This window comes from Mesorhizobium sp. M0011, assembly GCF_040324155.1.
Lineage (GTDB): Bacteria > Pseudomonadota > Alphaproteobacteria > Rhizobiales > Rhizobiaceae > Mesorhizobium.
The window spans coordinates 77,628-99,683 of sequence record NZ_JAMYVQ010000018.1; the positions used below are offsets into that span (position 1 = coordinate 77,628).

General features: G+C 63.4%; 26 protein-coding genes. 16 read left to right on the forward strand and 10 right to left on the reverse strand.

The genetic code is table 11. The annotated features are described in order from the left end of the window. Positions 1-4: 4 nt before the first annotated feature. A complete protein-coding gene (gene ligD, locus NKK51_RS19895) occupies positions 5-2,527 on the forward strand; it encodes a DNA ligase D (RefSeq protein WP_352554344.1) in 2,523 nt (840 codons plus the stop codon). A gap of 23 nt (positions 2,528-2,550) precedes the next feature. On the opposite strand, the gene NKK51_RS19900 is transcribed toward ligD, so the two are convergent. After that, a complete protein-coding gene (locus NKK51_RS19900; RefSeq protein ID WP_352554345.1) occupies positions 2,551-3,225 on the reverse strand; it encodes an ArsR/SmtB family transcription factor in 675 nt (224 codons plus the stop codon). Between the two features lie 68 nt (positions 3,226-3,293). Between NKK51_RS19900 and NKK51_RS19905 the strand changes: the two genes are divergently transcribed. From NKK51_RS19905 to NKK51_RS19915, 3 genes are all read left to right on the forward strand, one after another. Then, complete coding sequence (locus NKK51_RS19905; protein ID WP_023813496.1) at positions 3,294-3,506, forward strand: DUF1127 domain-containing protein; 213 nt, start codon at positions 3,294-3,296, stop codon at positions 3,504-3,506. A gap of 64 nt (positions 3,507-3,570) precedes the next feature. Then, positions 3,571-3,903 carry an NIPSNAP family protein gene (locus NKK51_RS19910; protein WP_023813495.1) on the forward strand — a complete coding sequence of 111 codons (333 nt, stop codon included), beginning with the start codon at positions 3,571-3,573 and terminating at the stop codon, positions 3,901-3,903. Beyond that, positions 3,900-4,244, forward strand: coding sequence for an antibiotic biosynthesis monooxygenase family protein (locus NKK51_RS19915; protein ID WP_023813494.1), 345 nt, complete (start codon positions 3,900-3,902; stop codon positions 4,242-4,244). The genes NKK51_RS19910 and NKK51_RS19915 overlap by 4 nt, the downstream gene beginning before the upstream one ends. Before the next feature lie 160 nt (positions 4,245-4,404). Here NKK51_RS19915 and mbfA read toward each other — a convergent pair whose 3' ends face one another. Continuing rightward, on the reverse strand, positions 4,405-5,388 hold the full coding sequence (gene mbfA, locus NKK51_RS19920; RefSeq protein WP_352554346.1) for an iron exporter MbfA: 984 nt from the start codon (positions 5,386-5,388) through the stop codon (positions 4,405-4,407). Between the two features lie 173 nt (positions 5,389-5,561). On the opposite strand from mbfA, the gene NKK51_RS19925 reads away from it, so the two are divergent. From NKK51_RS19925 to NKK51_RS19935, 3 genes are all read left to right on the forward strand, one after another. Next, a complete protein-coding gene (locus tag NKK51_RS19925) occupies positions 5,562-5,885 on the forward strand; it encodes a hypothetical protein (protein WP_024502197.1) in 324 nt (107 codons plus the stop codon). A 246-nt stretch (positions 5,886-6,131) separates the two neighbouring features. After that, entirely contained in the window at positions 6,132-7,115 is a 984-nt protein-coding gene (locus tag NKK51_RS19930; protein WP_352554347.1) for a threonine/serine dehydratase family protein, read from the forward strand. Between the two features lie 97 nt (positions 7,116-7,212). After that, positions 7,213-7,812 (forward strand): DNA-3-methyladenine glycosylase, encoded by a 600-nt coding sequence (locus NKK51_RS19935; RefSeq protein WP_352554348.1) that lies wholly within the window; start codon positions 7,213-7,215, stop codon positions 7,810-7,812. Between the two features lie 38 nt (positions 7,813-7,850). Here the strand turns inward: NKK51_RS19935 and NKK51_RS19940 are convergent, their stop codons facing one another. The 5 genes from NKK51_RS19940 to NKK51_RS19960 form a co-directional block, all read right to left on the reverse strand. After that, positions 7,851-9,125 carry a DUF5677 domain-containing protein gene (locus tag NKK51_RS19940; protein ID WP_352554349.1) on the reverse strand — a complete coding sequence of 425 codons (1,275 nt, stop codon included), beginning with the start codon at positions 9,123-9,125 and terminating at the stop codon, positions 7,851-7,853. 81 nt (positions 9,126-9,206) lie between these two features. After that, positions 9,207-10,343, reverse strand: a complete 1,137-nt coding sequence (locus tag NKK51_RS19945) for an ABC transporter permease (RefSeq protein ID WP_352554350.1) — start codon at positions 10,341-10,343, stop codon at positions 9,207-9,209. Beyond that, positions 10,340-11,260 (reverse strand): ABC transporter ATP-binding protein, encoded by a 921-nt coding sequence (locus NKK51_RS19950; protein WP_352554351.1) that lies wholly within the window; start codon positions 11,258-11,260, stop codon positions 10,340-10,342. The genes NKK51_RS19945 and NKK51_RS19950 overlap by 4 nt, the downstream gene beginning before the upstream one ends. Further along, a complete protein-coding gene (locus NKK51_RS19955; protein WP_352554352.1) occupies positions 11,257-12,210 on the reverse strand; it encodes an HlyD family secretion protein in 954 nt (317 codons plus the stop codon). Before NKK51_RS19955 ends, NKK51_RS19950 begins: the two co-directional genes overlap by 4 nt. Positions 12,211-12,223: 13 nt before the next feature. Further along, on the reverse strand, positions 12,224-12,910 hold the full coding sequence (locus NKK51_RS19960; protein ID WP_352554353.1) for a CerR family C-terminal domain-containing protein: 687 nt from the start codon (positions 12,908-12,910) through the stop codon (positions 12,224-12,226). 104 nt (positions 12,911-13,014) lie between these two features. Here NKK51_RS19960 and NKK51_RS19965 point away from each other — a divergent pair, with 104 nt between their 5' ends. The 3 genes from NKK51_RS19965 to NKK51_RS19975 all read left to right on the forward strand — a co-directional run bounded on the left by NKK51_RS19965 (position 13,015) and on the right by NKK51_RS19975 (position 15,315). Then, positions 13,015-13,488, forward strand: a complete 474-nt coding sequence (locus NKK51_RS19965; RefSeq protein ID WP_352554354.1) for a CYTH domain-containing protein — start codon at positions 13,015-13,017, stop codon at positions 13,486-13,488. Further along, the gene (locus NKK51_RS19970) at positions 13,485-14,423 is read left to right on the forward strand and encodes a CHAD domain-containing protein (protein WP_352554355.1); all 939 of its coding nucleotides are present in this window, start codon (positions 13,485-13,487) and stop codon (positions 14,421-14,423) included. The genes NKK51_RS19965 and NKK51_RS19970 overlap by 4 nt, the downstream gene beginning before the upstream one ends. Positions 14,424-14,508: 85 nt before the next feature. Then, positions 14,509-15,315 carry a C40 family peptidase gene (locus NKK51_RS19975; RefSeq protein ID WP_128305306.1) on the forward strand — a complete coding sequence of 269 codons (807 nt, stop codon included), beginning with the start codon at positions 14,509-14,511 and terminating at the stop codon, positions 15,313-15,315. 65 nt (positions 15,316-15,380) lie between these two features. On the opposite strand, the gene NKK51_RS19980 is transcribed toward NKK51_RS19975, so the two are convergent. Further along, on the reverse strand, positions 15,381-16,382 hold the full coding sequence (locus NKK51_RS19980) for a helix-turn-helix transcriptional regulator (protein ID WP_352554356.1): 1,002 nt from the start codon (positions 16,380-16,382) through the stop codon (positions 15,381-15,383). 146 nt (positions 16,383-16,528) lie between these two features. Here NKK51_RS19980 and NKK51_RS19985 point away from each other — a divergent pair, with 146 nt between their 5' ends. The 4 genes from NKK51_RS19985 to NKK51_RS20000 are packed head-to-tail and all read left to right on the forward strand — an operon-like array spanning position 16,529 to position 18,005. Further along, positions 16,529-16,672 carry a hypothetical protein gene (locus tag NKK51_RS19985; protein ID WP_224697488.1) on the forward strand — a complete coding sequence of 48 codons (144 nt, stop codon included), beginning with the start codon at positions 16,529-16,531 and terminating at the stop codon, positions 16,670-16,672. Between the two features lie 11 nt (positions 16,673-16,683). Further along, positions 16,684-17,028 carry a hypothetical protein gene (locus NKK51_RS19990; RefSeq protein ID WP_352554357.1) on the forward strand — a complete coding sequence of 115 codons (345 nt, stop codon included), beginning with the start codon at positions 16,684-16,686 and terminating at the stop codon, positions 17,026-17,028. After that, the gene (locus NKK51_RS19995) at positions 17,021-17,539 is read left to right on the forward strand and encodes a hypothetical protein (protein WP_352554358.1); all 519 of its coding nucleotides are present in this window, start codon (positions 17,021-17,023) and stop codon (positions 17,537-17,539) included. Before NKK51_RS19990 ends, NKK51_RS19995 begins: the two co-directional genes overlap by 8 nt. A 25-nt stretch (positions 17,540-17,564) precedes the next feature. Continuing rightward, positions 17,565-18,005: a hypothetical protein gene (locus tag NKK51_RS20000; RefSeq protein WP_352554359.1), complete on the forward strand. Its 441-nt coding sequence runs from the start codon at positions 17,565-17,567 to the stop codon at positions 18,003-18,005. A gap of 13 nt (positions 18,006-18,018) precedes the next feature. Here the strand turns inward: NKK51_RS20000 and NKK51_RS20005 are convergent, their stop codons facing one another. Beyond that, complete coding sequence (locus tag NKK51_RS20005) at positions 18,019-18,816, reverse strand: helix-turn-helix domain-containing protein (RefSeq protein WP_128305308.1); 798 nt, start codon at positions 18,814-18,816, stop codon at positions 18,019-18,021. Positions 18,817-18,929: 113 nt separating this feature from the next. Here NKK51_RS20005 and NKK51_RS20010 point away from each other — a divergent pair, with 113 nt between their 5' ends. Further along, a complete protein-coding gene (locus NKK51_RS20010; protein WP_352554360.1) occupies positions 18,930-19,790 on the forward strand; it encodes an SMP-30/gluconolactonase/LRE family protein in 861 nt (286 codons plus the stop codon). A 347-nt stretch (positions 19,791-20,137) separates the two neighbouring features. Here the strand turns inward: NKK51_RS20010 and NKK51_RS20015 are convergent, their stop codons facing one another. Beyond that, a complete protein-coding gene (locus NKK51_RS20015) occupies positions 20,138-21,031 on the reverse strand; it encodes an NAD(P)/FAD-dependent oxidoreductase (protein WP_352554361.1) in 894 nt (297 codons plus the stop codon). 106 nt (positions 21,032-21,137) lie between these two features. On the opposite strand from NKK51_RS20015, the gene NKK51_RS20020 reads away from it, so the two are divergent. Further along, positions 21,138-21,809 carry a TetR/AcrR family transcriptional regulator gene (locus NKK51_RS20020; RefSeq protein ID WP_502895366.1) on the forward strand — a complete coding sequence of 224 codons (672 nt, stop codon included), beginning with the start codon at positions 21,138-21,140 and terminating at the stop codon, positions 21,807-21,809. Positions 21,810-22,056 lie beyond the last annotated feature (247 nt).

Here is a 22,056-nt window from a genome sequence, read left to right on the forward strand (position 1 = left end):
ACGGATGGCCAGCCTCGAACAATATCATTCCAAGCGCGATTTCAAGAAGACCGCTGAACCGGCCGGCAAGGTCGCCCTGGCCAAGAAGAGCGAGGTCGGCGGCATCTTCGTCATCCACAAGCATGCCGCGACGCGGCTGCATTACGACCTGCGGCTCGAGCATGACGGCGTGCTATGGAGCTGGGCGGTGACGCGCGGCCCGAGCCTCGACCCGCATGAGAAGCGGCTCGCCGTACATGTCGAGGACCACCCGATCGAATATGCGCCGTTCGAGGGCACCATTCCCAAGGGCGAATATGGCGGCGGTTCGGTTATCGTTTGGGACGAGGGCACCTGGACTCCCGAGATCGACCCGGCCAAGGCGATGAAGAAGGGCCATATCAGCTTTGAGCTCAGGGGACACAAGCTGCATGGAGCATGGCATCTGGTGCGGCTGAAGCCGCGTGCGGGTGAAAAGCGCGACAACTGGCTGCTGATCAAATCGGACGATGCCGCAGCGCGTCCTGGCGAGGATATTCTCAAGGAGGCGCCGGAATCGGTGAAGTCCGGCCTGACCATCGAGGAGGTCGGCGAGGGCAAGTCCGCAAAGGGTGAGAAGCCGAAAGTATGGCATTCCAACAAGCCGGCCGCCGGCAAAGCGAAACCCGGCAAACGCCTCGACTTCATCGAGCCGCAGCTGGCCACGCTGGAGCGCGATGCACCGCCGGGCAAGGACTGGCTGCATGAGGTGAAGTTCGACGGCTATCGCATGCAGGCGCAGATAGCCGGCACCGATGTGCGGCTGCTGACCCGGACCGGCCTCGACTGGACGAAGAAATTCGGCAACGAGATCGTGGCGGAGCTGGCCGGGCTGAAGTGCAGCGACGCCATCATCGATGGCGAGGTGGTCGTGCTCGCCGACAGCGGCGTTTCCTCCTTCGCGCTGCTGCAGCAGGACCTGTCGGCGAAGCGGACGCATCGGTTCGTCTATTACGTGTTCGACCTGATGCGCCTCGACGGAAGGGATTTGCGCCGCGAGCCGCTGGTCGAGCGCAAGCAGGCCTTGCAGGAGCTGCTCGGCGAACAGTCCGACAATCCCGCGGTCCGCTTCAGCGACCATTTCGCCGAACCTGGCAAGATCATGCTGGAGCATGCCTGCCGCATGGGCCTGGAAGGCGTCGTCTCCAAGCGTGCCGATGCACCCTACCGCAGCGGCCGCGGCCCGACCTGGGTCAAATCGAAATGCACGGCGCGGCAGGAATTCGTGATCGGCGGCTACCTGCCGTCCGACAAGACCGGGCGCGGACTGCGCTCGATCCTCGTCGGCTTCCACGAGGGCGGCAAGCTGCATTATGCCGGCCGCGTCGGCACCGGTTTTTCGGGCAAGGGCGCCAATGAGCTGAGGGCAAAACTCGATGCATTGACGGCAAAAACATCGCCCTTCTCCACCGCCGTGCCGAAGGGAAAGGGCCTGGTCTGGGTCAAGCCCGAGCTTGTCGGCGAAGTGGAGTTTCGCAGCTGGACCTCGGACCGTATAATACGCCACGCCTCGTTCCAGGGATTGCGCGAGGACAAGGCGGCGGAGGAAGTCGTGCAGGAAAAGCCCAAAGCGTCGACAGGCAAGCCATCGACAGGCGAGAGCACGGCCAAGCCGGCACCGGGTGGCAAAGCCGCTAGATCGATGACGACCACTGTAAAACTCTCGCATCCCGACAAGCTGCTGTGGCCGGACGAAAACATCTCCAAGCGGGGCCTGCTGGACCATTACGCGCAGGTTTGGCCGCGCATGGAACAGTTTGTCGTCAACCGGCCGCTCAGCTTGGTGCGGGCGCCGGACGGTGTCGGTGGCCAGCGTTTCTTCCAGAAACATGCCTCGGCCGGCATGAGCGACAAGATCGCCCGCATGAAGGACCCTAGTGACGGCGAGGAGATCCTGTACATCCGGGATTTCGATGGTGTTGCCGCACTGGTCCAGTATGGCGTGGTCGAGATCCACATTTGGGGGTGCACGATCGATGAGATCCAAAAGCCCGACCAGATCATCTTCGATCTCGATCCCGATGAAGGTGTCGACGTGAAGGCGGTCCGCGAGGCGGCACTTGATATCAGGGGCAAGCTCGACGAGCTGTCGCTGCCGAACTTCGTCAAGACGTCGGGCGGCAAGGGCTTTCACGTCATGGTGCCGCTGAGACCAGCGGCGGATTGGGAGGAGGTCAAAACCTTCGCCCATGATTTCGCCAGGGCGCTGGAGCAGGGTGCCCCCGACCGCTACACGGCGACGCTGTCGAAGAAGGCGCGCACGGGAAAGATCTTCGTCGACTATCTGCGCAACGGCAGGGGCTCGACGACGGTCGCGCCCTATTCGTCACGCGCCAAGAAGGGGGCCACCGTGTCGATGCCGGTGACCTGGGCCGAGATCGAGGCCGGGCTGACGCCGAACGCTTTCCCGATCGGCGACAAGACGACGCTGAAGCAGTTGGCGAAAGCCGATCCGTGGAAGGAGTTTTTCGGGCGGGGGAAGGTGTTGAAGCGGGGGGGAGCCTCGTGAAGGTGTGAGCGAGCGCCAACACCTCAACTCAAAAACACCCTCTCAAACGCCTGCTTGCCCGGCGGCGAGAAGATCACCGCGCGGCTGTCCTTCTCGCGGCGCGCCCATTTCTCGGCAAGGATCTTGTCGAGGATGGCGGCGCCCAGTGTGCCGGCCAGGTGTGAGCGCCGCACGCTCCAGTCGAGGCAAGCGCGGCACACCGGCCGTCGCGGCTTGGTGTAGACGTCGATGCCTATCGCTGCGAAATGCGATGCGGCCGAAGGACCGAGCCTGATCTCCTGTTCGTCGCGGACCAGCACGTTTTTGGCGACGAGCCGATCGAGCATCGTCACCGCCTGCTCGCCAGCGAGGTGATCGTAGCAGACGCGCGCCACGCGCATGGCGCCATCGCGCGGACCCGGGCGCACACGCTTTGGACCGACGGCTTCCGCGACACCTGTGATGGCTTCGATCATGCCCGCCACCTGCGGTCCGGCGAGGCCGTAATAGCGATGCCGGCCCTGGCTCGCCACCGTGAGCAGCCCACCTTCCATCAGTTTGCCCAGGTGCGAGCTGGCGGTCGGCAGCGAGACGCCGGCCTCGAGCGCCAGCTCGCTCGCCGTCAGCGCCGTGCCGCCCATCAGGGCATTCAGCATGTTTGCCCGTGCCGGGTCGCCGACCAGGCTGGCGATGCGGGCGATGTCTGGTCCTTCGCGCATGGTTCGTTCCTCATCGAAGCATCCTTGTCAGATAATCACTATTCTCAGGTGAGATCAAGGAGACGACGATGGCCGCACGAACCGCTTTCCCCTCGGCGCTTCCCAGCCGACAATCGTTCCCGTTCGTCACCTGGTTGCGTTCGCGGCTGCTGGCCCGCTGGTATGACCGTCATCTGCAGCGCCTCGACCTTGCCGAGATCGACGATCATCAGCTGCGCGATCTTGGCCTTACACGGCAAGACGTGCGCCGCGAATGCGCGAAATCCTTCTGGCAGCCCTAGCAGATCGGGCGGCAGGACGTTTCGATGCGGCTCGAACTATTGACGCAATCCCGAGGAGACCACAATGACCATCACTTGCTTCATCCGCTATGAGATCGACCCGTTCGGCAAGGCGGCCTTCGAGGAGTACGCCCGCAACTGGGGCCAGGCCATTCCACGCTGCGGCGCCGATTTGATCGGTTATTACGCGCCTCATGAAGGCTCGGCGACAACGGCCTATGCCGCCTACAACATCGACAGCCTGGCGGCCTATGAGGCCTACCGCGCGCGACTTGCCGCCCATCCCGCCGGCAAGGCAAACTACGAGTTTGCCAAGCGTGAAAGATTCATCCTCAAGGAGGACCGCATGTTCCTGAAGCACGTCTCGGGCCCGCACGCGAAACTGGTGCTGCCGTGATTGCCGTCATCTTCGAGGTCGAGCCGGCGGCGGGCAGGCGCGATGCATATCTGAGCATCGCCGCCGATCTGCGGCCGCTGCTCGACGGCATCGACGGCTTTCTGTCGATCGAGCGCTTCCAGAGCCTGGCCGATCCGAACCGCGTCCTGTCGCTGTCGTTCTGGCGCGACGAGGAAGCGGTCAAGGCCTGGCGCAGCACCGAAGAACACCGGCAGGCGCAGCAGGCCGGTCGTGGCGGCATCTTTGCCGGCTACCGACTGCGCATCGCCCATGTGGTGAGGGATTATGGGCTGACGGAGAGGGACGAGGCGCCTAGGGATAGCCGGGCGGTGAATGGGTGAGTGGTAGCCGATCGCCGCGCCGTCGCCCCCTCATCCGGCCGCTTCGCGGCCACCTTCTCCCCCAGGGGAGAAGAGTTGGCGCCGGCGCTGGTAGTCTCCTCTCCCCTCGGGGAGAGGTCAGCCGAGCGAAGCGGAGGCTGGGTGAGGGGGCGCTTTGCGGTTACGCATTCCCGATCAGCACGCCGGCCGCGAACACCAGGGCGCCGCCCAGCACCACCTGGAAGGCGGCACGCAGGAAGGGCGTCTGCATGTAGCGGTTCTGGACAAAAGCGATCGCCCACAGTTCGAAGAACACCACCACTGCAGCGACACCCGTCGCCGTCCAGAAGCTCGGAATGAGATAGGGGAGCGCGTGTCCGAGACCGCCCAACGTCGTCATGATGCCGACGGTCAAACCGCGCTTGATCGGCGAGCCGCGGCCCGACAGCTTGCCGTCGTCGGAAGCGACCTCGGTGAAGCCCATCGAAATGCCGGCGCCGATCGAAGCGGCAAGCCCGACCAACAGCGTCTGCCAGGTGTCATGCGTGGCAAAGGCAGCGGCAAAGATCGGCGCCAGCGTCGACACCGATCCATCCATCAGCCCGGCCAGCCCTGGTTGCACATAGGTAAGGATGAACTGGCGCTGCTCGGCGCTGGCCTCCTCGGCCTTGACGGCGCCCGGTACATGTTTCTGCTCCAGCCGCTGCGCCAGGGTCTCATGGCCCAGTTCGGCCACCGCCAGATCGTCGAGCAGTTTTCGCGTCGAGGCATCTGCCGTGCGCTTGGCCGCCTCGACATAGAAAAGGTAGGCTTGCCGCTCCATCGCCTCGGCTTGGCTGCGCACGTGCTCGATGCCGAGCGGCCGGACCAGCCAGTCGGGCTTGCGCTCGTAATAACCCTTCACATGTTCGCGCCGGATCAGCGGTATGCGCTCGCCGAACCGCTTGCGGAAAAGCTCGATCAGCGCATCGCGATGGCCATCCTCTTCCTCGGCCATCTCCTCGAACACTTTCGCCGATTGCGGGAAGTTTTCCGTCAGCCCGTCGGCATAGGCGCGGTAGATGCGTCCATCATCCTCCTCGGACGAAATGGCCAGCGCCAGGATCTCCTGTTCGGACAGCGATTCGAAGGGACGGCGGCCGAAGCCGAAAACACGGGAAAGCATGAGGAATTCACCCTAGTTTAGAATAGTTCTAAACTAGGGTTTTGAGCGCCTCCGGTCAATTGCGCGCTCGGTCGCGGTCAAGAATTGTTGAAGCTCGTAAGCCGGGCTGGCCCTTCATTATCAGTGAATGTTCACCTATATAATTTTACCTAACCAGAACAAGGAACCGGCAGATGACGGCAAAACAGCCTCCGCATCCCTATGACCCAAAGCCCGTTCTCGATCTCATCGCCAGCATCGAGGCCGACCTGCAGCGCCTGAAGGGCCTGGTCGAACAGCAGGTCGAGAAATTCGACCCCGCCAATCCCCACAACAAGGCGCCGGATGGCAAACTGACCGAGGAAGGCGTCGAGTGCTGCTACCGCATGTTCGACGAGGGCAAGTCGCGCTACTCGGTCGCCCAGCAGATGAAGATCTCGTTTGCCGCCGCCAGCCACCGGTTCAACAACTGGCGCAAGCTGGGTGGGAGCAAGAGGCAGAGAACGCTGTTGGGGTGAGAACCCGGTTCGCCGCAGGCGAATTGAAAGGTCCGGTGGACCTTTCAAAGGATTCGGACCGGGGAGCTGCCGCAGGCAGCGGGCCCCGGTTGAGACGCTCGGCCATAGCGGAGCGAGACGGCGGCGGGCGTGCCGCCGTGGCGTTGCCGGTTGCCCCGCCAAACTTTGTGACGGTCACATTTTTTCATTGGTGCGCCACATCTTTTTGCGGGCATCATGGGAAGACCCCCGTCCACTGGACCTCACATGACCGCCATATCCCCTCCCGGCATCGCCGACATCCACGCCGCCGCCGCACGTCTCTCCGGCCTGATCGTCGAAACCCCCTTGATCGAATCGCAGGAGCTGAACAAGCGCTTCGGCGGCCGCATCCTGTTCAAGCCGGAGACGCTGCAGCGCACCGGCTCGTTCAAATTCCGTGGCGCCTACAACAAGCTGTCGTCGCTGAGCGAGGAGGAACGCAGTCGGGGCGTCGTCGCCTTCTCGTCGGGCAATCATGCGCAGGGCGTCGCGGCGTCGGCGGCGATGTTCGGCGTCGAGGCGGTCATCGCCATGCCTTCGGACGCGCCGGCGATGAAGATCGCTAACGTCCGCAAGATGGGGGCGGAGGTGGTGCCGTTCGACCGCTTTCGCGACGACCGCATGACCGTGGTTCGCCCTTACATGGAAAGGGGCATGGTGCTGGTGCCGCCTTTCGACGACCCGGCCATCATTGCCGGCCAGGGCACGATCGGCCTCGAATTGATGCGCCAGGCAAAAGTGCTTGGCGTCGACCTCGACGCGGTGATCGTCCCCTGTGGAGGCGGCGGCTTGTCGAGTGGCATCTCCGTTGCCGTCAAGGACGCCTCGCCTGACACCGCGATCTGGGCCGTGGAGCCCGAGCATTTCGACGACACCCGCCGGTCGCTGGCCGCCGGTGCCAGGGTTTCGAACGAGCCCGGCCATAGCTCCATCTGCGACGCGCTGCTGACCGCCGAGCCTGGCGTGATCACCTTCGAGATCAACCGCAGGAATCTCACCGGCGGCATCGCTGTCTCGGACCAGGCGGCGGCGCAGGCGATGCGCGACGCCATGGCCTATCTCAAGCTGGTGGTAGAGCCCGGCGGCTGCGTGGCGCTGGCGGCACTGTCATCGGGCGAGATCGAACTGTCGGGCAAATGCGTTGCCGTGGTGCTGTCCGGCGGCAATGTCGATTTCGGCACTTATGCCGGGATCATGGCGGCTGCTTGAGACGGCGATGTCCAAGGGGATCTGATATGGAGTATCTGGCGACAGGCTCCGCCTTGGATCACTCCACGCGCGCCGCCAAATCGTCGCCGCGCTGAGCATGGTCATCTACCGTCCGCTCACGCGTTCCGAGCTGCCCGACGATACGGCGTCCCTTGCCCGCACCCTCATCGGCAAGATCGTGGTGCGCGAACTGCCCGAAGGCATCGCCAGCGGCCGCATCGTCGAGACCGAGGCCTATGTGACCGGTGACGCTGCCGGACACGGTTACCGGGGGATGACCCCGCGCAACCGTTCGCTGTTTCTCGACGCTGGGCATGCGTATGTCTATCTCGCCTACGGCATCTCCTACATGCTCAATGTCTCGAGCGAGATGCCAGGGGTCGGAACCGGCGTGCTGATCAGGGCGCTCGAGCCGCTCGAGGGCATTGCGATCATGCGGCTCAATCGCGGCATCGAGCGCCTGCGCGACCTGGCGCGAGGACCGGGAAGGCTGGCCCAGGCGTTGCGGATCGATCGTTCGCTCGACGGGCTCGATCTTTGCCGCAAAGGCCAGCTATGGCTCGCACGCGATGATCATGAACCCGACGAAATAGGGGAAAGCGTCAGGATCGGCATTTCGAAAGATGCGGACCGCCTGCTCCGATTCTATGTCAGAAAGAGCCCGTTCGTCAGCGGTCCAGCTTCGCTCAACGGCTAGACGACAACCGTCTCGCTGCTCTGTTCAAGGGCGCAGGACTACTTCTTTTTCTTGGCTCGTTTGTGGCTCCGTTTCAGATGCACTTCGGCCTCGTCTCTGCGGAGCTTCTTGTCTGCTCGATTCAGGGTTCGCGGGATCGCGTCGCGCAGAGCAACTAGGGCACTCATTTCCATCAGACTGTCCAAATCTCTTAGCCGGCCAAGAAGTGCACCGGTGATGCGAACCAAGGTGTAAGCTGTGTTCTGACCAGGTTCTACAAGTCCGGCATTGCTTCGCCCCGCGATCGGTATATTGGCACCCATATCCGTAAGACGAAAGAACATGCCTCTGGCCCCTGCATGCACGTTGAAGTTTGCTAGCTTATAGTAGGTGTTCATCTCCGATTGGTCTGCCGCCGCTTGCAATTTCTTGAAGTCCGGCTTCTTGTCCTTAAGGTGGTCAGCAGCCCAGCCGTAGTCGTGGCGGAAGCTCTGACCGTGGCGTCTTATCACGCCAGCATATGCTTCCTCGATATTCTTTCGCTCGCGCGGCCCGATTGGTGCATAGCCAAGTGGAACCTGCTTATCATCCCAGTCGTCCGCCTGCTTCTTCACTTCGACGACGTCGTGATCAATGAAGCGCCGCGCCAACTCTTCGTCACCGTCTTCGATGAGTGTCGCTACCACCCCGATCTCGTGTAGCGTTCGCCATCGAGCCATCGCACCGTCAGCGAAGCCGTTTTCCATAAGAGTAATAATTTCATCCGCCACTTGGCAGGCTCGAACATGCAGCCGCACCAGAACGAACCTGCGATTGATATAGTTCCTTGACTTCGATCGGTGATATCGTTTGGCGGTGTCATGTCCGATCCCCCGGACCATGGTGAGCAACATGCGCAGGAGCTGCAGCCCTTCGCCCCAGCGCTCCTCAAGCCGCTCCTGAAACTGATCCATCTGGAAACGCTCGATAGCGCCGTCAATCTCCCAGCTTTTTTTCATCGCCTTAAACAGGTGCGCGCCACCCATTGCTACCGTCGACTGAACGACCTCGGGTATGACCGACTGCATCCGCGTCGCGAAGTTCTCAATCTCTTTTTCGTCCGCGTCGTCGAAGACGAGTTTCAGGTCGCGCAGCTCGTCTGACTTCTCAATATCCCCATCACTCCACGTAAAGTCTTCATCTTTGCCGCTGAGAAGGCGGTCAAGAAGAACCTCGAAGGCGTCTTTGGGAAGATCAATGCTTTGCTCTTTGAGCTTGCGCTCCAAGATCGGCTGCAGTGCCAGCCTCGGTAGTCGAGAGATTTGCTCCTGTAGCGCCTTCTGGATCTTTCCCATTCTTACATCATAGGCGTGATCCTGATTCTCTGGAAGGATCGCTAGTCAAACGTGGCCGCTCAAAGGCGATAGGTTCCAACCTTAATCCAGCGTCCGCCTGAACCGCACCAGTGCCACGCCGGCAAACAAGGCCACGAACACCACCAGCCAGCCGATCTCGTCTGCCACCGCCGGTAGTTCAGCGCCCTTCAGCATCACGGCGCGGGTGATGCGCAGGAAATGCGTCAGCGGGAATATCTCGCCGAAGATTTGCGCCCAGTCCGGCATACCGCGATAGGGGAACATGAAACCCGACAGCATGATCGACGGCAGGAAGAAGAAGAAGGTGAGCTGGAGCGCCTGCATCTGCGTGCGGGCGACGGTCGAAATCGTGTAGCCGAGCAGCACCAGCGCCAGCACGAAGATCAGCACGGCGGTCAACAGCAGCGACATCGACCCGGTGAAGGGGATTGCGAACAGCAGCTTCGCCGCCGCCAGCACCACCACCACCTGCACGCCGCCGACCGCCAGATAGGGCAGCACCTTGCCCATCATGATCTCGAGCGGGCTGGACGGCATGGCGAGCAGGTTCTCCATCGTGCCGCGCTCGGTCTCGCGCGTCAGCGCGATCGAGGTCATCATCACCATGGTCATCTGCAGGATGACGCCGAGCAGGCCGGGTACGATGTTGTATTGCGAGATGCCTTCGGGATTGTAGCGCCGGTGTACGACGACATCGAGCTGACCCTTGGCGGCCTCGGCGGCGGCTTCCTGCGTGCCTTGCGCCCTCAGCAGCGCCTGGCTGGCGACGGTGCCGAGCGTCGAGATGGCGCCGCTGGCCACCGCCGGGTCGGTGGCGTCGGCCTCGATGAGTATCTGCGGGTTGTTGCCGCTCTCCACCCTCATGGCGAAATCGGCGGGGATGGTGACGACGAAGGCGACGTCGCCGCGCGATATCAGGAATTCGGCCTCGGCGGCGCTTTGCGCGACATGGTCGAAACGATAGTAGCCGGTGGTCTGCAGCGCCGCGACAATGGCACGCGTGTAGGGATCGTTGCTCGTCGCCACGAGTGCCGCCGGCAGGCTTTTCGGGTCGTTGTTGATGGCGTAGCCGAAAAGCACCAATTGTATCAGCGGCACGCCGAGCATCATGGCGAAGGTGATGCGGTCGCGCCGCATCTGGATGAATTCCTTGATCAGCAAAGCGCCAAGCCGGGCGAAGGAAAAGACGCTGTTCATGCCATGTTGTCCTTCGACCCGGACATGAACTGGATGAAGACGTCCTCGAGGCTGGTTTCGCCGGGCGAAACTTTCACGCCCTTGTGCTCTTTCTCGACGTCGGCGAGTGCGGCTTCGAGCTTCTTCTTGTCGGAGCCGACGACATGCAGCGTCGCGCCGAAAGGCGCCACCTGGTCGACGCCGGGGCGGCCCTGAAGCGCTTCGGCGACCTGATCGAGCCGCGGGCCCTGCAGGACGAACGTGGTCAGCCCGGCATTTTTCACCACCTCGGCGACCGTGCCGGTGGCCAGCATCTTGCCGTAGGAGATATAACTGATGCGGTGGCAGCGCTCGGCTTCGTCCATGTAGTGGGTGGAGACCAGAACGGTCAGCCCGCCGCTGGCAAGGCGATGGATCTCGTCCCAGAACTCGCGCCGCGCTTTCGGGTCGACACCGGCCGTAGGCTCGTCAAGCAGCAGCAATTTCGGCTTGTGCATGATGCAGGCGGCCAGCGCCAGCCGCTGCTTCCAGCCGCCCGATAAGGTGCCGGTCAGCTGGTTGCGGCGCGACGTCAGGCCGAGGTCCTCCAACGTGCTCGCGACATGCTCTTCGACCGGCTTCAGCCGGTAGAGCCGCGCCACGAATTCGAGATTCTCGCCGATCGTCAGATCCTCGTAGAACGAGAATTTCTGCGTCATGTAGCCGACTTCGCGCTTGATGCGCAGGCTGTCGGTGCGGATGTTGAAGCCGAGCACCGTGCCTTCGCCTTCGTCCGGCGTCAGCAGGCCGCACATGATGCGGATGGTGGTGGTCTTGCCCGAACCGTTGGGGCCGAGAAAGCCGACGATCTCGCCCTCCGCGACCGACATCGTCACATGGTCGACGACGGTCTTGTCGCCAAAGCGCTTGACCAGGCCGTGGACGTCGATGGCGTTCATCTTGCACTGTCCGCGAGATCAACATCGACGATCTGGCCCGGCTGCAGCGGGCCGGCATCGCCCTCCGGCCGCGCCTCGACCAGGTAGACCAGCTTCTGCCGGTTCTCGAGCGAATAGATCACCGGTGGCGTGAACTCAGGATCGGGCGACACGTAGCTGACGCGCGCCTTCACATCCGGGCCGCAGCCGTCGCAATGGACGCCGAGCAAGGTGCCGACCTTGACCGAGGAGAAGGCGCTCTCCGGGATGTAGACGCTGAGCTTGACCGCGCCGTCGGGCAGGATCGAGATGACAGGCGCGGTCGGACCTGATGTATCGCCCGGATTGCGGATGACATCGTTGACGCGGCCCGGCGAAGGGGCTGCCAACACCCGTTTCGACAGCCGCCACTGAGCCTGCTCCAAGGTAGCCTGCGCCTGCTTGACCTGATTGTCGGCGGCCTTGATCGTCTCGGGGCGTGCCGGCAGGCCGCCGACGGCGAGATTGGCATTGGCCTGGCCGACCTGCGCGTTGGCCGTTTCGAGCGTGGCCGACGCGGTGTCGAAATCCGCCTGCGTGCCGGCACCGCGCTTGAACAGATCGGCGGCGCGGTCGTATTTGCGCTTGGCGTCGGCGGCCTGGGCGCTGGCCATGTCGACCTCGGCCTTCAGCACGGCGATCTCTTCCGGCCGCTTGCCGATCTGCAGGTCGGCCAATTGCGCCTGCGCCTGGGCAAGGCCGGCCTGCGCCTGCGCCACCGCGATCTTCGCATCGGCGCTTTCCAGCGTCACAACGATGGTGCCGGGCGTGACACGGTCGCCGCGCTTGACCGTGACGGTCTCGACCTGCGCCACCTCGATCGGCGCCAGAAGCACGTAGTCGCCTTCGACATAACCGACGGCCAGCGGTGCTGCCGGGGCACAGGCCGAGAAGAGCTGCGCGGCGAGCGGCAGCGAACACAGAAAGCTCATGGTCTTTGCCCCTTCATGCTTTGCTCTTTTTGGAAGCCAATATGGCCTTGAGATTACCCGATGTGACCGCCACCACCTTGGCCGCCTCGGCGGCGCCGATGTCGTTCCAGCCCATGCGGCGCATCACCGCCTCGCGGCCGATGCGGAAATAGATGACCTGGCCAATGAGCGTGAACACGGTGAGCCTTGTGGCCTCGCTTTCGGCGGGCTCGCCGGTTGCCTGTTCCCAGAGTTGGCACAGCCGGCGATGGCTCGGCTCGAAGACACCGTCATAGATACGATCGAGGGCTGCCGTTGGATGGGAAAGTTCGCGCAGGATGAACTGCACGATCTCGCCGGCCTGCGGACTGGCCACGACAAAGCCGACCATTCGCTCCAGCGCCGCGAAGAGCTGCGCCTGCGCTGCCTCGGGACCGACCGGCGCGGTCGCCTGCGCGTTGCCGAGCGCCGGGCCGGCGACCGTCTGGATGGTCTCGACGATAAAGTCGGCGGCGGCCGTGCGAAGACCCTCCTTGCCGCCGAAATGATAGGCGATCGAGCCGATATTGGCTTGCGCCTCGGCGGCGATCTCGCGCGTCGAGGTGCCATCGAAGCCCTGCCTTCCGAACAGCTTCAGCGCCGCCTGGACAAGGGCCGCGCGCGTCATCTCGGCGGGAGATGCTTCGCGGCGAAGGTTTTTGGCATCGGGCTGCTTGATCATTTCGCGACTTTAATCAATCGATTGATTAAAGTCAATTCACGAACGTCAATCCGTGTATGTCATCGTCTTGCCACGGATAGCGGCAACCGCTTTAGTGCGCGGCCATGGGTAAGGAAGTCGAACGAAAATTCCTGGTCACCAGCACCGCATGGCGGGAGCTGGCCGAGGCGGATATCCGCATTCTCCAGTTCTATCTCGCTGCCGGCCCCGAGCGCACGGTGCGCATTCGCATCAGCGATGGCACTTCCGCCAGGCTGACGCTCAAATTCGGCAGCAAGGCGCGCGAACGCGACGAATTCGAATATTCGATCCCGCTGTCGGAGGCGGTGGAGATGCTGGACTTCGCCATCGGACGTGTCATCGAGAAGACACGTCACCATGTTAGGCACCGTGGCTATCTCTACGAAATCGATGTCTTTGGCGGTCCGCTTGCGGGACTTGTGATCGCCGAACTTGAGACGCCGGAGGACGTGCCGGACGAAATGCTGCCTGACTGGCTCGGCCGCGAAGTCACCGGCGAGTCAAAGTTCTACAACGCGTCGCTCGCCCTTGGGGGGATACCGGAGATCGCCGCATGAGCCTTCGTATCGATCCGCGCCTGCCGCTGACCGGCGAGGTCAGGCGTATCCTTGCCGAGGAAATCGGCAAGGCGCTGCATCACCTTGACGCCGCACGGAGCCGCCCGGAACAGGCGCTGCACAAATGCCGCAAGCGACTGAAGAGCGCCCGCGCCCTGCTGCGGCTTGTTCGTTCCGGCGACGAAACGTTCTGTGAGACCGAGAACCAATGCTATCGCAATGTGGCCGGCCTGCTTGCCGGTCCGCGCGAGGCGACTGCGCTGATCGAGACCATCGACCGGCTGGCGGCGAGCTTTCCCAAGGAGAGCGCCGACGATGGGCTTACTGCTGCGCGCGACAGGCTGATCGCGCGCCAGCATGAACTGCACGAAGGCAGCGGGCTCGAAGCGGCGATCGGCGCGGCGACCGCCGCTTGCGAGGATGGCCTCAAACGCATCGAAGCGCTGGCCTTGCCCGACCAGCCGGAACAGGCGGCCGACGTGCTTGCCGAAGGTGCCCGCGTCACGCTGCGCCGTGCCAGGAAGGCGCTCGACAAGGCCGGATCGCGGGGCGCGGCCGATGATTTCCACGATTTGCGCAAGGCGGCCAAGACCCACGGCATGCATCTGTCGCTGCTCGGCAGGCTGTGGCCGACACCGATCAAGGCCCGGCGCAAGGCGGTCGACGAACTGGGCGAGCGGCTGGGCGACCTGCACGATGTGCTGGTGATGCGCGCGCTGCTCGAGGCCGACGACCAGCCGCTCGGGCTGCCCGAGGACACGAAACTTCTGGGCAAGCTGTTGAAACGGTCGGAGAAGCAGCTGAAGAAGAGCTGCCTTGCTGAGGCGGCCGAACTGTTCAGCGACAGTCCCAAACGCTCGACACGCAAACTGGCCCGCAAGGCGCGTGACGATCTGGCTGCGCCGCCGGAAGAGGCCGCTGCGACGGCAAGCTGACTTGGCGCCTTCCTCTCGGTCCGGACAGGGGGAGGAAAGGCGTGCGCTAGCCCTCATTACCCGCCCATGCTAATCGCCATGGGGCATGACCGAGCCCGGCGACACGCTTCTGGATCGACTTGGCCGCTGGCTTGCCGGCCGGCTGCAGGAAGAATCCTCCGGCTACGAGCCCTACACACCGTCCGATGCCGAAACGCTGCGCCGCACGCTTGAGCCCGGCGACATCCTGCTGATCGAGGGCAACCAGAAGATCTCGGCGGCGATCAAATACCTGACCCAGTCGACCTGGTCGCATGCGGCCTTCTATGTCGGCGACGCCTTGCCAGAGCCGCAAGACGGCTCGGAGCGGCCGCGGCTGATCGAGGTCACGATCGGCGAAGGCTGCGTCGCCGTGCCATTGTCGCGCTACCGCACCTACAACACCCGCATCTGCCGGGCGAGCGGGCTGGCGCCGGAGGATCGCGACAAGGTCGTCGCGTTCATGATCGGCAGGCTCGGCCTGAAATACGACCTCAAGAACATTTTCGACATGCTGCGTTTTTTCTTCCCGACACCGCCGGTGCCGGTGCGCTGGCGGCGCCGCATGCTGGCCTTCGGCTCCGGCGACCCGACACGGGCGATCTGCTCTACGCTGATCGCCGAGGCCTATGGCCAGATCCGCTATCCGATCCTGCCCGAGATCACCCGTGCGCCCGGCCGCGCCTCGGCGCAGTCGAATTACTCGCGCAAGGAGATCCTGCACATCCGCCACCACTCGCTCTACACGCCGCGCGATTTCGACCTGTCGCCCTATTTCCGCATCGTCAAGCCGACGCTGGAATATGGTTTCGACTACCGGGCGGTGACCTGGGATGACAAGGTTGCCGATCCCGGGGCGAAGGCCGCCGAATAGACGCGATCAAATGAGTCCAACCGCGTGGACGGCCCGGGAGCGCGCCGGTCGGCGGCGCTTTGGCGTCAGTGCTTGCAAGCCGCAGCGCGCACGTCCGAGGGAGTAGCGTCATAACGCCGACGGAACGCCCGATTGAAATAGGAAAGGTCGTTGAAGCCGGCCTCGTAGGCGATCGCGGTGATGCTGCGTCCGGCATGGCGTGGATCGCCGAGCATGCGATGGGCGCGCGCCAGCCGCTGGTTCATCATGAAATCAATCAAGGATGTGCCATCGCTCTCGAACAGCTTGCGGACGTAGCGTGCCGACAGTCCGTGGCGGGCGGCGACGTCCTGCGCCGACAGGTCGACATGGCCACCATGCGCGACGATATCGGCCTTGATGGCGCGCAAGCGGGCAACGCTGACGCCACGGCCGCGTGCGATCTGGGCCGCATCCCTGGTCGCGCCCATGGCGAGTGCGGCAAGGTCGAAGACATGCGTCGCCGCAAGGTGGCAGGCCTCCGCGGTCAACTCGTCTCCGACCTCCTGGATCGAGCTGATATAGTCGAGCAACAGCCGCATCGCCCCGCTCTGGGTCGGCAAGGGCCGCATAAGGACCGCGGCCGGATCGCCGATCAGAGGCGAAAGCTGCTTGCGCGAAAAACTGAGATTGACGAAGCGGAACCCGCCGGCGCCGATCAGGTTGAGGCCAACCTCTTCACCGCTCATCATGAGCGCCTGGCCGCTGCCGACCGCCTCCTCGCGGCTGCGATGCTTCATCACACTGCCCCCGTCGAGGGCCGCCAGAAGAACGAAGTCGTCGTTGTCGATCAGCGACGACGTATGATGCACCCGGAATTCCGATGAGCTGCCGGTGGCGATGCCGAGGCCCGGCAACGCGCGCACCCGCATGTCGATCTGCGCCGGCGCCAGCGGATCGAGGTCCACCCTCAGAACGGTGCGGCCGTAAACCTCGCGCGTAATCTCGACGCGATCCCGCTCCGGAAACATCTCCGTCGCCAGCCTGAACGAAGCTGACGGCCCCATCGTCGCAGTCATCGACACCCCCATGCCCAAGAGCGCGGTCATATGCGCCGCGGCCTGCAAAACGTCAATCCCGGGCCGTTTTGGCCGCTTTCAGTGCCGTTCTGTCCAAGCTGACCCCCTTCGATGCCCCTAGTTTGCGGCGCGATTCCAAAACCGGAACCGCATTGGCGGCAATCCAAGGGGGCACGATGTTTCATTTGCAATTGTTCAAGACGCTGTCGGCACTGGCCGCGGCGGGCTTCAATCCGCGCGTCTATCTGCTGTCGATCGCCTTGGGCAACACGGTGACCGATCATCGCGAGGCCAAGCTGCCGCCGCGCGCTGCCCGATGATGAGCAGCACCATGAAAAAGAGCCTTTTCCTGGCCCTTACCATTGCCCTGGCGGGCTGCCAAACGGGCCAGGTCGACAGCAACCCGGCATCGATCGCGAGCGCGGCCGGCAGCAAGAAGGCCCAGAACGAACCGACGACGGAAACGGCCTGCGCCGATGCCGCCAGGAAGGCGGCGAAGGCGCAGACCAATGCGGCTCTGCTCGGCGGTGTCCTGTCGATGGCGGGGGGTCTTGGCGGTCTGGCTGGCAATGGTGGGGTCATTGCCGGCCAGGCCGCCTCGATCGGCGGCTCGGTTCTGCAGTCCCAGGCGACGAGCAGTGCCCGGGCCGGCATTGCGGAGGATTGTTATGGCTGAGCGGCGTTTCGCAGCCATGCGCCGGCTGGCCGGCGCGCTCGCACTTGCCGGCATGATCTTCGACAGCCCGCAGGCCTTGGCGCTGACAGCGCGGGATGCGTCGGCGGTCGTCGGCCTGATCGAGGCCTTGCAGCCCGAATTCGGTCAGTTCGCCTATGACGAGGAGATCGCCGCCGACTGGTACGAGCGCGATGCCGCGGACAGGGGCTTGATCGACACAGCCGGTTTCACCGCCGACAGCTGGAAGATCGCGCTTGGCGAGACCATGCGCGGGTTCCTGGCGACGATGCCGGTCGCAGAACTCGATGCCATTTTCGCCAAGCTCAAAAATGCCATATCCGGCATGAAGGAGCTGACCGACGCACAGAAGACAGAGACCATCGCCGCCATCGACGAAGAGGTCGAAGGGTTGATGGCTTTGCGGGCCGAGGGCGACCCCTTCGCCGATGTCGTAAGGCCGCTGACGCCAAAAATCCGCAGCCTCATCCTCGGCCCGGCGATGGGGCGATAGGATGTTGGGCAACAGGAAACGAGTGGTGGCGGGAAAAGCAACTCCGAGCGGCGGCCTTGAGGCCGAACATCGCGGCATTTTTCCAACCACGGCACGTGTCAGGCGGGGCAGCCCGATCGCGATGCTTATCTGCCTGCTGGCGTCCAGCTGCAGCCAGACGGCCGCCAGCCCGCCGATCACGCCAGAACAGCATGCGCAATTGGCGGAGCTGGCGGCCGGCCCGGACTCGCCGGAGGGCCTTGGCGAGGCCCTGGCTGCAGTCGAGGCGACCAGGAAAATGCAGGACTGCAGGGCCAGCATGAACGAGACGGCCGGGCAGATGAAGATGATGGGCGCGGTCAATGGCGCGGTCGGCATCGCCGGCCGCATGGCAGGCCCAGGCGGCAAGACAGCGGCGAAAATGGTGGCCATCGGCACCGCCAGGGCCGTGCGCGGCAAGCTCAGCCGCCAGATGCAATCGTGCTGAGACGATTGGCCGATCAGGCCGGCAGCGGCCGCCGTGTCTTGGCGGCCGGGTCGGTTGCTCTCGCACCGGCATCTCGCGCGTGCGGCCCGATCGGCATGATCGCCGGGAATGGCGTCGCGCCAAAGGCAAACGTCCATTTGTAGCCGACCAGCCCGTCTTCCGGCGTCGTGTGCTGATCGTGATGGGCCAGCAGTTTGGCGCGATCGGCGAGGTCCTGCGCCTCGCGTCGCACCATCTCCGCCGTCTCCGGCCGCATCCGCCTGCTAAAGCTGACGAAGGTCGCTTCCTTGTCGATATGGGTGATCGCCCAGCCGATGAAGTTCTTGTTGGTCATCTCGAACAGCGGCCGCAGCGGCCCTTCGAAATTCCACTGGATCGGCGTCTCGACAAGCAATCTCGCCGTGAGCCCGCGGCCGAGCGCGATCAGGCCGAGCTCCTCGAGATCGCGCAGATAGAGGAACATCGAGGCTTCGCTCAGGCCTTGCGAGCGCATGATGCCCTCGGGCGTGAATTTTTCCGACAGCATGACGAAAATGAACAGCAGTGCCGGCCGGCCGGCGAGCCTGCGTTCGATCTCCGGCGCGATGTGGTTGACCGGCCCTGGCCCCCGGTTCATCGAGCCGAGCACGTTCTCCAGCTCGACACCGGCGGCAGCGCAGATCTCCACCAGCCGGTCGAGCTTGCAGTTGCGCTCGTGGAAGATGCGCTTCACCGTCGGCTCGGAAACCCCCATGCGTTCGGCAAGCTCGCGATAGGTGACGCCCTTCGCCTTCAGCGTCCGCTTCAACGCGTCGAAGATAAGGCCGTTCATGGAATGCACCTCTTGCCGTGGGTTTCGTATCGACTTTCGATACTAGCGGTTATCGGCCTTTCCGGAAAGTATCGAAAATCATAGCTCTCCGCCGTCATCACAGGAGAGCAGCCATGAACACCCTCGTCACATCAGCCTTTCTCGCCGTCATCGGCATCGCAGCCGCGCCTGCCGCCGAGGCTGGAGAACTCTGGCGCGCCACCGGCCTCGAACAACCGGAATCGGCACTGTTCGACGCAGCCAACAATCGCCTTATCGTTTCCAACATATCAGGCAATCCCGGCGAGGCCGACGGCAACGGCTATCTCAGCGTGCTGTCCGTGGACGGCAGGACGGTCACCCGGCACTGGACCGACGGCATGGACGCGCCCAAGGGTATGGCGATAGCGGGCGGCAAGCTCTATGTCGCCGACATCACCAAGGTTCGCGTCGTCGACCTCGCTAGCGGCAAGCTCGTCGCCAGCATCACGGTACCGAACGCTGTTTTCCTGAACGACATGACATCGGACCAATCAGGCAAGGTCTATGTCACCGATATGCTGGCCGACGCCATCTACCGCATCGACAGCGACCGGCCGGAACTGTTCGTCAGGGACCCGATGCTGGCTTCGCCCAACGGCGTCTTCGCCGATGGCGACAGGCTGATCGTCGCCTCCTGGGGCAAGGACATCAAGTCCGACTTCAGCACGGCGGAGCCGGGTGGGCTGCTGTCGGTCGACATCGCCAGCAAGGTGGTTTCGCCCTTGCCGGGCGCGCAGAAATTCGCCGATCTCGATGGCGTCATAGCCATCGGCGACACCATCTACGCCACCGCCTACATGACCGGCACGCTCTACCGCTATCAAGCCGGCGGCGCGCCGGAAGCGTTGGCGCATTTCAAACCGGGCAGCGCCGACATCGGCACCGACGGCAAGTCGATCCTCTATGTGCCGTTGATGAACGAGGGCGAAGTGGCTGCGCTGAAGCTCGACTGAGAGCCATGATCGGTGCCTCAGGGCCGATCTCTGAGACGTTCGCCAACAGCCCCTGTCGTTCATCGGCGAGGATGGCCAACTCGAACTCTTATTGTGGCTAGTAAACGACGTCGCCCGGATCGGCCCGCCAAGCGCCAATAGCGTACATTGCCAAGCAGATATTTTGATGTCGCCTTTGGGCCGGTAGCAGTCCGTCAGCTTCTAGTGGAGAGGCATCGAAAGCGGACATCGGGTTGCGGGCGTACCGACGGCTCAATTGGGGCCGGCAGCAGACTGGCTGGTATTGTCGGGCAGCCGACGGTGGCGACGACGTAGGGAGGCCGGTGCGGAGAGGGGAATCTGTGTTCTCAAACCAGCATCGACTGCTGGGCGGAGATACCCGCCGTCGCGCCTTGCGATATTGCCGTGGTGACCGAGGCCATGGCCGGGTTCGCAAGATCGCCGGCAGCATAGATGCCGGCTGTGCTGGTTTCGCGGCGCTCATCGACCTTGATGGCGATGCCGAGGGGCGTATTGACCGTGGCGAGGCCCACTAATTCATGCAGGCTTGCGGACGGCTTGTTGCGCGGATGCGCGAACAGGATGTCGACCGCGGCATTGCGGCCGCTCTCGAGATTAACGGTGGTGATATGGCCCCGGTGATGGGCGATTTCGGCGATCCGGCCATCAACGACAGGTATGTTGCGGCGCGCCAGATCGGCCCGAACATCAGGTGAAATGTCGTGACCATCGGCGAAGACCGTCAATGTTTCGGTCCAGTCGTGGTACAGCCTGACATAATTGTGCGACGGCGGGCCGGACCAGACGAGGCCCCAATGCTGGTCGGCGACTTCAAAGCCATCGCAATAGGGGCAGGGCACAATGGATGTGCCCCAGCTTTCGGCAAAGCCCGGAACATCCGGCATCTGGTCGGCGACGCCATAACTCAGGATCAGGCGGCGCGCCCCAAGGCGTTCGCCATCGCCAGTGAGGACCGAGAAATCGTCGATGGTGCCGGAGATGCTGTCGGCCCGGCCATTGACCAGCCTGATCGTGGGATAACGCGCCAGTTGCTTCCGCGCTTCGGCCAGGATGTCCAGCGGTGGCTTGTGATCGTGGCCGAGCAGACCATGCGAGTGGCCGGCGAAGCGGTTGCGCGGCAGGCCGGTATCGAGAACGGTGACCTTGCGGCGGGCACGTCCGAGCTGCAGGGCGGCGGCGAGACCGGCAAAGCTGCCGCCGATGATGATGACGTCATCCATGGTGATGGGCTCCGTGTGTGGATGAGGGATGGCTTGGCCTGGCTTGCACATTTTTGACACTGCGTGGTATCGCAATTCAAGAATTATGATACTGTCAAGGACTGGAATTGTCGTGACCGAAAACAGCCAGGGCCGGCGCGGCCGGCCCGCCAATGAGGCGCTTGGCCAAACGATAGTCGACGCCGCGTGCGAACTCTTTGAGGAATTGGGTTTTCATGCGACGACATTGGACAAGGTCGCCCAGAGAGCGAAGATATCCAAGCTCAGCATCTATCGGCACTTCGAGAACAAGGAGGCGCTGTTCAGCGCGGCCATCGCGGCCCGCTGCCATCAGTTTGCACCACAGGCCCTTTTTGAAGGCGTCGACGGTTCGGCCGAAGATCAGCTCATGGTGGTGGGATCATCCCTGCTTCGCACGCTGTTGAACCCGGACGTCCGCAGTGTCGAAGCCATGATCATGGCCGACAAGACGAATCAAAAGTCGTTAAGCAAGCTCCATTACGAAGCCGGCCCCGCCCATGTCATCGCCCAAATCGAGGCCCTGTTGCGTCAGTTGCACGCGAAGGCGGTTCTGAACGTGACCGATCCTCTCCGGTCCGCCCGCCTGTTTGCCGCGCTTATCAAAGGATCCGATCTCCTGATTATCGCACGCTTCGATGAGGCGAGAGCAGAGGACGACAACGAAATCGAATCCTATTGCCGGTCGGCCGTCGCCATGTTCATCGCCGCGCACGGTGGCACGACCACCCGGGCGGATAGCCCAGGAGTACTTGCATGATATTTGGGGCTCGCATTGACATCAACGCGACTATTATCGTTGGGCAGCGGGCTGACCGGCGGCGTAACCTGCTACCACCCCATTCGAGGCCTTAGTGCTGGCTTAGCAGACCGTCAGCTTTCGGGAAGCTGCAACGATAGTCTGAATGGCGGAAACGAGGGCGCAAAGCGGCCGTTCACGTCGCGCCGTGCGTGAGTCAACCCAGGGCCAAAACGTTTGCGTTCAACCGGCGGACACCTGTGTGGCC